Annotated in this window: 8 protein-coding genes and 1 pseudogene; 7 read left to right on the plus strand and 2 right to left on the minus strand. The window is 72.6% G+C overall.

What is annotated here, in order from left to right; genetic code table 11:
• Nucleotides 1-90: 90 nt before the first annotated feature.
• The 7 genes from ACLQ2N_RS35775 (at nt 91) to ychF (ending at nt 8,835) form a co-directional block, all read left to right on the plus strand.
• Nucleotides 91-981 carry a helix-turn-helix domain-containing protein gene (locus tag ACLQ2N_RS35775; protein ID WP_425819942.1) on the plus strand — a complete coding sequence of 297 codons (891 nt, stop codon included), beginning with the start codon at nt 91-93 and terminating at the stop codon, nt 979-981.
• Nucleotides 982-1,160: 179 nt separating this feature from the next.
• Complete coding sequence (locus tag ACLQ2N_RS35780) at nt 1,161-2,024, plus strand: ABC transporter ATP-binding protein (protein ID WP_425819944.1); 864 nt, start codon at nt 1,161-1,163, stop codon at nt 2,022-2,024.
• Between the two features lie 75 nt (nt 2,025-2,099).
• Nucleotides 2,100-3,164, plus strand: a complete 1,065-nt coding sequence (locus ACLQ2N_RS35785) for an ABC transporter substrate-binding protein (protein ID WP_425819946.1) — start codon at nt 2,100-2,102, stop codon at nt 3,162-3,164.
• Nucleotides 3,161-5,257: an iron ABC transporter permease gene (locus tag ACLQ2N_RS35790; RefSeq protein WP_425819948.1), complete on the plus strand. Its 2,097-nt coding sequence runs from the start codon at nt 3,161-3,163 to the stop codon at nt 5,255-5,257. The genes ACLQ2N_RS35785 and ACLQ2N_RS35790 overlap by 4 nt, the downstream gene beginning before the upstream one ends.
• A gap of 44 nt (nt 5,258-5,301) precedes the next feature.
• Nucleotides 5,302-6,345, plus strand: coding sequence for a peptidase C39 family protein (locus ACLQ2N_RS35795; protein WP_425819950.1), 1,044 nt, complete (start codon nt 5,302-5,304; stop codon nt 6,343-6,345).
• A gap of 70 nt (nt 6,346-6,415) precedes the next feature.
• Nucleotides 6,416-7,627: a GNAT family N-acetyltransferase gene (locus ACLQ2N_RS35800; RefSeq protein WP_425819952.1), complete on the plus strand. Its 1,212-nt coding sequence runs from the start codon at nt 6,416-6,418 to the stop codon at nt 7,625-7,627.
• A 119-nt stretch (nt 7,628-7,746) separates the two neighbouring features.
• A complete protein-coding gene (gene ychF, locus ACLQ2N_RS35805) occupies nt 7,747-8,835 on the plus strand; it encodes a redox-regulated ATPase YchF (RefSeq protein WP_425819954.1) in 1,089 nt (362 codons plus the stop codon).
• A gap of 393 nt (nt 8,836-9,228) precedes the next feature.
• Here the strand turns inward: ychF and ACLQ2N_RS35810 are convergent, their stop codons facing one another.
• Both ACLQ2N_RS35810 and ACLQ2N_RS35815 read right to left on the minus strand, forming a co-directional pair.
• Nucleotides 9,229-9,828, minus strand: coding sequence for a nicotinate-nucleotide diphosphorylase (locus ACLQ2N_RS35810; protein ID WP_425819956.1), 600 nt, complete (start codon nt 9,826-9,828; stop codon nt 9,229-9,231).
• Nucleotides 9,825-10,084: pseudogene (locus tag ACLQ2N_RS35815) on the minus strand (hypothetical protein); the annotation flags it as partial. The gene ACLQ2N_RS35810 and the pseudogene ACLQ2N_RS35815, both read right to left, overlap by 4 nt.

The following is a 10,084-nucleotide window of genomic DNA, read 5'->3' on the forward strand; positions in this document are numbered from 1 at the left end:
ACACGACGCCACCGGCCGGATCATTACATCGGTCACCCCCGACCAGGGCCAATCGACAAGATCTTGTTACGAGTTCTTAGACTCGCCCGTATGGTCCGGTCGTCGTCCCGTGGTGAGGTGAGCCCGGGGCTGTGGCGGCGCGAGGCGGGCACGGTCGTGCGCCGGGCCGGGGCGCTTCCCGAGCGGGTGCCGGACGCCGGCGCCGTCGTCGCCGAGTTCCGGATCGTCCCCGCCCCCACGGAGTGGACCCGGCACGCGCACCGGCTCCACGAACTCGTCTGGGTGCGCGGCGGGACGCTGACGTCCCGGGTGGGCGACCGGGTCTTCACCGTCTTCGAGGGGCACGGGCTCTGGATGCCCGCCGGAGTGGTGCACGCGGGCCGGGCGACGCGGGGCGCACGGTTCCACAGCGCCTTCTTCGCCCCCGACCGCACGCCGTTCGCGTTCGGGGAGCCCCACGCGATCGCGATGACCCCGCTGCTCGTATCGCTGCTGACCCACCTGTCGCGCACGGATCTCGCCGAGGCGGCCCGGCTGCGGGCGGAGGCCGTCGTGTTCGACGTGATCGAGCCCTCGGAGCACCAGCTGGCGCTGCGGCTGCCCGGTGACCGCCGGATCGACGCGATCGCCGAAGCCCTGCTGGACGATCCCGCCGACGGCCGCTCACTGGAGGAGTGGGCGCGGGGGCTGGGCACCAGCGAGCGCACGATCACCCGCGCGTTCCGCCGGTCGACCGGGCTCTCCTTCGCGCAGTGGCGGCAGATGCTGCGGGTGCACCGGGCGCTGACGCTCCTGTCCGACGGTTTCGATGTCATGTCCGTCTCCGAGCGTCTCGGCTACGCGCAGCCCAGCTCCTTCATCGCCGCCTTCCGGCGCGTCATGGGGACCACGCCCGGCGCGTTCTCCGGCGCGGTGGACGCGGCCCCCGGGGATGTCCGGAATTCCGTATCGGGTGGCGAGAACGCCGGATTGTCTGCCTGACAAGCGGAATATAGTCTTCATCGGGTTAGGTAACCCTTAGTTGTTGCTCGCCGTGCCCGGGGCTGCCCGCGTACGCCCGTATGCGGTGCTGCCCGCGTACGGGAGAGCGTGCGGCCCGGCCCGTGAAGGCCGGGCGGGGGGTGCCCCACTCCGCGCCCCTCCGATCACCCGGACTCCTCATGTTCACCAGCCCCTTCCGCCGTGCCGGAAGACTCTCCGACGGCCCCGCCGGACCGGCGGCCGCGCTCCACGGGCGCGACCTGGTCCTGCGCCACGGCGGCGAACCGGTCGTCCACGGCGTCTCGGTCACCCTGGACCCCGGCCGCGCGACCGCCCTCGTGGGGCCGAACGGCAGCGGGAAGTCCACGCTGCTGCGCGCGCTCTCCCGGCTGCACCGGGTGGACGGCGGCCGGGTCACCCTCGGCGCCCCCGACGGAGCGGCCGAGCGCGACGCGGCCCTGCTCAGCCCCCGCGGGTTCGCCCGCGAGGTCACCCTGTTCGCCCAGTCGCGGCCGGCACCCCAGGGGCTGACGGTCGCGGAGGTCGTGGCGTTCGGGCGCCACCCCCACCGGCGCGGCTTCGCCGGACCGGCCCCCGAGGACGGAGCCGCCGTCGACCGCGCCATGGGCGTCACCGGCGTACGGGACATGGCGGACCGGCAGGTCGGGGAGCTGTCCGGCGGGGAGATGCAGCGCGTCTGGCTCGCGGCCTGCCTGGCCCAGGACACCGGCGTCGTGCTGCTGGACGAACCGACCAACCACCTGGACCTGCGCTACCAGTTCGAGACGCTCGACCTCGTGCGGGACCTCGTCGAGCAGCACGGGCTCGCCGTCGGGATCGTGCTCCACGACCTCGACCAGGCCGCCCGCGTCGCGGACACGCTGGTCCTCATGCACGCCGGCCGTATCCACGCGGCGGGCGCCCCGGCCGACGTGCTCACCGCCGAGAACATCGGCCTGGTCTACGACATCCGCGTCGACGTCGCCCTCGACCCGCGTACGGGCCGGCTGCGCATCGACCCCCTCGGGCGCCACCTCTCCTGACGAGGACGCCACCCCCTCCGGAGCGGCCGTGCGGCGCTCCGGCGCAACGTTTCGAAAATTGAAAGAGGACCCTCCATGAACCGCGCCAGCCGACTGACGGCCGCAGCCTCGACCGGGCTCGCCCTTTTCGCCCTCACGTCCTGCGGTACGACCGACGCCGACGAGGTCACGGCCAAGAGCAGCGCCAGTGCCGCCCCCGCGTCCAAGAGCTGTGCCGACGACACCACGACCACGTCGACCGGCCCGGTCTCCCTCACGGACGGCGTCGGCCGGCAGGTGAAGCTCGACAAGCCCGCCGAGCGCATCGCGGTCCTGGAGTGGCAGCAGGTCGAGGACGCGCTGACCCTGTGCGTCACCCCCGCCGCCGTCTCCGACGCCAAGGGCTACAGCACCTGGGTCAGCGCGGAGAAGCTGCCCGGCGGGGTGACCGACATCGGCACCCGCGAGGAGCCCGACCTCGACACCCTGTACGCGGCCGAGCCCGACCTCATCGTCGTGGAGGCGTTCGACGCCGAGGACGAGATGATCAAGAAGCTGGAGAAGCGGGGCGTCCCCGTGCTGGCCACACGCGGCGCGAACCCGAAGGACCCCATCGGGAACATGCGCCAAGTGTTCAGCATGATCGGCGAGGCCACGGGACGCACCGAGCGCGCCGGCCAGGTGCTCAAGGAGTTCGACGCCCACCTCGCGAAGGCGAAGCAGCAGGTCACCGACGCCGACCTGCCGACCAAGGACTTCGTCTTCTTCGACGGCTGGCTGGAGGGCAACAACCTCACCGTCCGCCCCTACAGCGACGGCGCCCTCTTCACCGAGCTGGGCAAGGAACTCGGCCTGAAGCCCGCGTGGACCAGCAGCGTCAACAAGGAGCACGGCGACGGTGGAGTCGACCCCGCCTACGGCCTCGCGCAGACGGACGTCGAGGGACTCGTCGCGGTGGGCGACGCCAACCTCTTCTACGCCAACGACGAGGGCGCCGGCGGCTATGTCGCCGCGCTCCAGAAGAACCCGCTCTGGAAGAAGCTCCCGGCGGTGAAGGAAGGCCGTGCCCACGCGTTCCCGGCGCGGGTCTGGGGCGCCGGCGGCCCCCGCTCCAACGAGCAGGCGATCGACGCCTACGTCGACGTACTCGACAACAAGTGAGCGCCGTACACGCGGAGGGAGCGTCCACGCGTCCACTCAAGGACCGCGGCGGCGCTCCCGCCGGGGCGGCCGTCCTGGCGGTCCTCCTCGCCGCGACCGTCCTGGTCGGCCTGTGGCACCTGACCCAGGGCACATCGGGCGTCGGCGTCGGCGACCTGGTCCGCCACCTCGCCGGGCAGCAGGACAGCGCCGACGGCGCGCCGGTCGGCGAGATCCTCACCGGCTCCCGGCTGCCGCGGCTCTTCGCGGGCGTCGCGGTGGGCTTCGCCCTCGGCTGCGCCGGCACGGTGCTCCAGTCGGTCACGCACAACGCGCTGGCCTCGCCCGACACCCTCGCGGTCTCGGCCGGGTCCTACTTCGCGGTCTCGCTCGTCGCCGCCTTCGGCCTCTCCGTACCGCTGTGGGCCTCGGGCGTCGTCGCCTTCGCCGGCGGCCTGGCCGCGGCGGCGCTCGTACTGCTCCTCGCGGGCCGGGCGGCGGGCACCTCGGGCACCCGCCTCATCCTCGCCGGATCGGCCATGGCGATGGCCCTGGACTCCGCGACCGGGATGCTCCTCATCCTGTTCAAGCAGAACACCACCGGCCTCTACGCCTGGGGCAGCGGTTCGCTCTCGCAGCTCGACATCGACGCCTCGGTACGCGCCCTCCCCCTGGTGGCCGTGATCCTCTGCGCCGCCCTCGCCCTCTCCCGGCGGCTGGACGTGATGAACCTGGGGGACGACACCGCCGCCACCCTCGGCGTGCCGATCCGGAGCACCCGGGTGTTCGCCGTGGTCTGCGCGGTCCTCCTGACCAGCACCTCGGTGACCCTCGCGGGCCCGATGGCGTTCGTCGGCCTCGGCGCCCCCGTCCTGGCCCGCCTGCTCGCCGGGCGCGTCCGCGCGCTGCGCCGCCACCTGCTCCTGATCCCCGCGGCCGGCCTGCTCGGCGCGCTGCTCATCCTGCTCGCGGACGCGGTCCTGCGCGCCGTTCAGGGGGCTGACCAGGCGGCCTCCATCCCCACCGGGGTGCCGACCGCGCTGCTCGGCTCCGTCGTGATCGTGGTCCTCGCGCTCCGGCTGCGCGACACGGGCCGCATCCAGCAGCCCCCACGCGCACGGGTCGCCGCACGGTCCCGGCGCGCCCACCTCCTCGTCGTCACCGGCGCGGCGGTCCTGCTGGCCGTGGCCGCTCTCGTCGGGACCCTGGCGGGCAGCCTCTGGCTGAAGACCGGGGACCTCGCCCTCTGGATCCAGGGCGCCGCCCCGGACCTCATCGGGGCGGCCCTCGACGACCGGGTGCCCCGGGTCACCGCCGCCGTCCTCGCCGGCATGGCGCTCGGACTCGCCGGATGCGTGGTCCAGGGCACCGTACGCAACCCGCTCGCCGAGCCGGGGATCCTCGGCATCACGGCGGGCGCCGGGCTGGGCGCCGCGGGCGTCGTCACCTCGGGGCTCGGCGGCGGACGGGCGGTGCTCGTCGCGGTCGCCGTCGCGGCCGGGCTCGCCACCTTCGCGGTGATCGCCCTGCTGGCCTGGCGCGGGGGCTTCCTGCCCGACCGGTTCGTCCTGATCGGCATCGGCGTCGGGTACGGCCTCAGCGCCGTGACCACGTTCCTCCTGCTGCGCGCCGACCCGTACAACACGCCCCGCATCTTCACCTGGCTCTCCGGCACGACCTACGGCCGTACGTTCTCCGACACCGTCCCGGTCGCCGTGGCCCTGGCGCTCGCGCTTCCCGTGCTGCTGGCCATGCGGGAGCGGCTCGACCTGCTCGCCCTCGACGAGGACACCCCGCGCATCGTCGGCGTCAGGGTGGAGCGCACCCGGTTCGCCGCGCTGGCGGTCGCCGCGGTGCTCGCCGCGCTCAGCGTGCTCGCCGTCGGTGTCGTCGGCTTCGTGGGCCTCGTCGCCCCGCACCTCGCCCGCTCCCTGGTGGGCGCCCGGCAGGCCCGGGCGATCCCGGTCGCGATGCTGCTCGGCGGAGCGCTGGTCTGCGTGGCGGACACGCTCGGCCGCACCGTCGCGGCCCCGTCCCAGGTGCCGGCGGGGCTGATGATCGCGCTGGTCGGCGCGCCGTACTTCGTGTGGGTGCTGAGGCAGTCCCGCGCGTGATCTTCCGGAGCACTCGAATGCCGTCCTCCCCGCAAGAAGGGTCCATGCCGTCCGTGAACAGCGTCTTCATGCCGTACGAGCCCGGCACCGCACCGGCTCTGCACCTGGAGGTGGCGGAGCGCTGGGACGCGGTCGACCGCTCCGCCCACGCCCCGCACCTCGTTGCCGTTCCCGGTGACGGCCCGGAGTGGACGGGCGCCGCGCTCGTGACCGCCCGCCCGGGCACGGCGTATCTGAAGATCGTGGACGCCGTCGGCGACGTACCGGCCGTCATCGGGGCCGTCGCCGCCCACGCACGCGAGCGGGGACTCGTCCAGCTGAAGTGGGAGGGGTGGACGGTCACGCCGGAGGAAGCCGCCGCAGCGGGCTTCGCCGCCCTGGACCCGCCGCTCTCGCATTCGGAGGGCGCGAACGGGCCGGCCACCGGTTACGTCCGCTGGCTGAACGGCGACGCGGTGACCGCGCCTCCGTACTACGGGCAGACCACCCACTTCACCTGCGGCGCCGTCACCGCCCTCGTCGCGCAGGCGCACGCGGGCGTCCTGCCCCGCGAGGCTCTGGACCGCCGGGCGGAGCTGACGCTGTGGCGCGACGCGACCAACTTCATGGCCTGCGAGCCCGTCGGCCTGGGCGTCGCCCTGCGCCGGTCCCGGCCGTCGTCCCAGGTCACGGTCCACCTCGACACGGACCGGCCGGTCATGCTCGACCACCTCGCCCCGGGCGACCAGGAGTGGCGCGCGGTGCTCCAGCAGGTGTCCCGTACGGAGGCCGAGCGCATCGGAGTCCCGGTCGACCCGGGTCACCTCTCCCTGGGCGCGGTCCGGGAGGCGATCGGCCGGCGGGAGCACGTACTCCTGCTGCTCTCGCTCGCCGCGATGCAGGGGTTCGAGGTGCCGCACTGGGTGCTCTGCCACGGCGCCGTGCCCGGTGCCGTGGTGATCGACGACCCCTGGGCCAACGGCGCGACCGGAGACACCTGGGTCGACGCCCATCTGCTGCCGGTACCGGACGCGTCGCTGGACGCGATGTCGAGGATGGCGCCGGGGGACTTCCGCGGGGCCGTGACCCTGCGCTGCGCCCACGAGTAATCCGGTGCGCGCCGGCGCGGGGCCACCCGTACGCTGGGCGCCTTTCCCAACCCGAGGAGAAGCGGCAGTGATGGAGATCCGCCCCACGACCGACGAGGACTTCGAGGTCTTCGTCGCCACCGTCCACACGGCCTTCGGGCAGTTCCCGGAGACCCCGGTCGCGGACGGCGGGCGCTGGTGGTCGGCGCTGGAGATGGACCGCGGCCTGTTCGCCGTGGCACCGGACGGGAAACCCGTGGGCACCGCCGCCGCGTACTCCTTCGAGCTCACCCTGCCCGGCGGGAATCTCGTCCCGGCCGCCGGAGTGACCGCCGTCGGCGTCCTGCCCTCGCACCGGCGACGCGGCGTGCTCGGCGCGATGATGCGCCACCAGCTCGCCGAGGTGCGGGAGCGGGGCGAGTTCCTGTCGGTGCTGCTGGCCTCGGAGGCGGGGATCTACGGCCGGTTCGGGTACGGCCCCGCGACGTCCACGGCCCGGCTGACGGTGCCGCGGCACAGGGCGGACTGGGCGGAACCGCGGGGCGAAGCGGACGAGAGGGGCACCGGTTTGGTCGAGGTCCTGCGGCGGGCCGACTGCGGCGAGATCCTGGAAGCGGTCTACGACCGGTACCGCCGCGCGCAGCCCGGCGCGCTGTCCCGGCCGCACCGCTGGTGGGACCTGGGCGCGGGCCAACCCCCGGTCTCCCGGGCCCCTCGCTACGTGGCCGTCCACCGGGACGCGGACGGTACGCCGGACGGGTACGCGAGCTACTCGACGGACTCCGGCACCCTGACGGTGGACGAGACCATCGCCGTCGACGACGCGGCCTTCACCGCCCTGGCCCGGTACGCCCTCGGGCACGATCTGGTCTCCCAGGTCGTCTTCCGGCACGTACCGGCCGAGCACCCGCTGCGCTGGCGGCTCGCGGACCTCCGGGCCGGCGAGGTCGGCGGCGTCACCGACTGGCTCTGGGTGCGCCTCCTGGACGTACCGCGTGCCCTGACGGCGCGCGGCTGGTTCACTGACGGGGAGCTCGTGCTGGACGTGGACGATCCCTTCCTGGGCGAGCACGGCCGCTACCTGCTGACCGTCCGCGACGGCAGGGCGGAGTGCGTGGCCACAAACCGGCGGCCCGACCTGTCGCTGGACGTACGGGACCTGGGTGCGGTCTACCTCGGCGGCACCCGCCCGAGCACGCTCGTCCGGGCCGGCCACATCCGGGCCCACGACCCGGCCGCCGCCGCCCGCGCGGACGCGCTGTTCGCGAGCGACCTCGCCCCGCACTGCCTGCACTGGTTCTGACCGAGGAGATCTACTCGCTCCGGTCCCTGTACCGTGATACGCGCATGTGGACGATGGCGCGCCTGGGCTGCCGTCGCGGCCGACCCCACCCTTCTTGATCCTGAGCGGACGTTTGTGGCATGAGTACTAGTATCGGAATCGTCGGACTGCCGAATGTCGGCAAGTCGACCCTGTTCAACGCCCTGACCAAGAACGACGTGCTGGCGGCCAACTACCCGTTCGCCACGATCGAGCCGAACGTCGGCGTGGTCGGCGTCCCGGACCACCGCCTGGACGCCCTGGCGAAGATCTTCGGCTCGCAGAAGATCCTGCCGGCGACAGTGGACTTCGTGGACATCGCGGGGATCGTGCGCGGCGCGAGCGAGGGCGAGGGCCTGGGCAACAAGTTCCTCGCGAACATCCGCGAGTCGGACGCGATCTGCCAGGTCATCCGCGCGTTCAAGGACGAGAACGTCGTCCACGTCGACGGCAAGGTCTCGCCCAAGGACGACATCGAGACGATCAACACGGAGCTGATCCTCGCGGACCTCCAGTCGGTCGAGAAGGCGGTCCCGCGCCTCCAGAAGGAGTCCCGCCTCCAGAAGGAGAAGGTCGCGGTGCTGGCGGCGGTCGAGGAGGCGCAGAAGATCCTCGAAGCGGGCGACACCCTCTTCCACGCGGGCATCACGGCCTCCACGGAGAAGGGCCGCCTCCTCCACGAGCTCCACCTCCTCACCACCAAGCCCTTCATCTACGTGTTCAACGTGGACGAGGACGAGCTGGTGGACGAGGACTTCAAGAACGAGCAGCGCGCCCTGGTGGCCCCCGCCGAGGCGATCTTCCTGAACGCCAAGATCGAGTCCGAGCTGATCGAGCTGGACGACGACGAGGCCCTGGAACTCCTCCAGTCCATGGGCCAGGAAGAACCCGGCCTCGCCACCCTCGGCCGCGTCGGCTTCGACACCCTGGGCCTCCAGACGTACCTCACGGCAGGCCCCAAGGAAACCCGCGCCTGGACCATCAAGAAGGGCGCCACGGCCCCCGAGGCGGCCGGCGTCATCCACACCGACTTCCAGAAGGGCTTCATCAAGGCGGAGATCATCTCCTTCGAAGACCTGGTGGAAACCGGCTCGGTGGCAGAAGCCCGCGCAGCGGGCAAGGCCCGCATGGAGGGCAAGGACTACGTGATGCAGGACGGGGACGTGGTGGAGTTCCGCTTCAACGTCTAAACCGTCTGGCGAAAGGCCGTCTGACCTGCGGCGGAGCGGGTTGGGCGGCCTTTTGCTGTCCGCACAAAGTCCGCAGCGCGCTGACTTCGGTCAGCGCGCGGGGTAGCGGCTACGCCGCTTCGCCGACCTGGGGTTGGGCATCGGCGGACTGGTCCGCGTACGCCTTGTCGACGGCGGCCCGGGTCCGCTCCTCGGAGTCGGGCCAGGGAGTGTTCAATGATCGGCGGAGGCGATCGCTGAGTTCACAGCCTTTCGCGCCCGGCCGCACCCGGCAGTCTGCTGGTCGGTGATCGACATGATGGGCGCCGGTGAGTTCTCAGGTGTCTCTAGAGGGGCGACTATGGCGGTCAAGGCCGAAGCCGATTTCGGAGTCGCCGGACGGGAGGAGTGGTCCTATGCGCCGGCTGTCGGCGTGGGACCGCTCCGGTTCGGTATGACCGTCGCCGAAGTGGTCGAGGCGGCTGAGACACCTGCCGCGGCGATGTGGTTCTCCTTGAGCAGCACCATCGCGGCGAGGTTGAGCCGGTGATTGCGGCCGCCGCCGACGGTCACCGCGTACTTGTCCAGGGCGCGCAGGCCCGGCGCCGTCTTGCGGGTGTCCAGGATGCGCGCCTCGGTCCCGGCCACGGCCTGGACGTAGCGGTCGTTGAGCGTCGCGATGCCGCACATGAGCTGCAGGAAGTACAGCGCCGTACGCTCCCCGGTGATCAGGCTGCGCGCCGAGCCGGACAGGCGCACCAGGACATCGTCGCCGGTCAGCCGGGCGCCGTCGGGGACGAGCGCTTCCACTGTGACCTCGGGGTCGACCTGGGCGAAGACCTCGGCGACCGCGGGAAGACCGCCGGCGATGCCGCATTGCCGGGCGCGGATCTCGGCCACGGCCGCCATGCCTTCGGGAACGCTCCACGCGGTGGTGATGTCCTGGCCCGACTGATCCTCGGCCAGGGCAGCGGCGATGGCGCTTCGCGCCGCCTGTGAGGGGAACTCTGTCATGGTCCGTGGTCTCCAGTCCTGTGGTTACGGGCCGAAAATCTGAGGTGTCCCGCGCGCGGACCGCTGTCAGAACCGGTTGCGCCGGCACCCTCGGCGGCAGCGGGCGGGGCGTCGGCAAGCTCGGCAGCCCACCGCTGCGACCACTCGGTGACAGAACGCAGGGCCTCGCGGGCGTCGTAGCCGAGCGGGGTGAGGGTGTAGCCGCCGTTGCACAGCACCTCGGCGGGTCGAGCCTCTTGGAGCTCTGTGAGCCTTC

It is taken from the genome of Streptomyces sp. DT224 (genome assembly GCF_049844595.1).
GTDB lineage: Bacteria > Actinomycetota > Actinomycetes > Streptomycetales > Streptomycetaceae > Streptomyces.

Bases quoted from the DNA above. Each gene is read 5' to 3' on its own strand.
- ACLQ2N_RS35800 (WP_425819952.1), top strand. From the start codon at position 6,416: ATGGAGATCCGCCCCACGACCGACGAGGACTTCGAGGTCTTCGTCGCC.
- ACLQ2N_RS35810 (WP_425819956.1), bottom strand. From the start codon at position 9,828: ATGACAGAGTTCCCCTCACAGGCGGCGCGAAGCGCCATCGCCGCTGCC.
- ACLQ2N_RS35780 (WP_425819944.1), top strand. From the start codon at position 1,161: ATGTTCACCAGCCCCTTCCGCCGTGCCGGAAGACTCTCCGACGGCCCC.
- ychF (WP_425819954.1), top strand. From the start codon at position 7,747: ATGAGTACTAGTATCGGAATCGTCGGACTGCCGAATGTCGGCAAGTCG.
- ACLQ2N_RS35785 (WP_425819946.1), top strand. From the start codon at position 2,100: ATGAACCGCGCCAGCCGACTGACGGCCGCAGCCTCGACCGGGCTCGCC.
- ACLQ2N_RS35795 (WP_425819950.1), top strand. From the start codon at position 5,302: ATGCCGTCCGTGAACAGCGTCTTCATGCCGTACGAGCCCGGCACCGCA.
- ACLQ2N_RS35775 (WP_425819942.1), top strand. From the start codon at position 91: ATGGTCCGGTCGTCGTCCCGTGGTGAGGTGAGCCCGGGGCTGTGGCGG.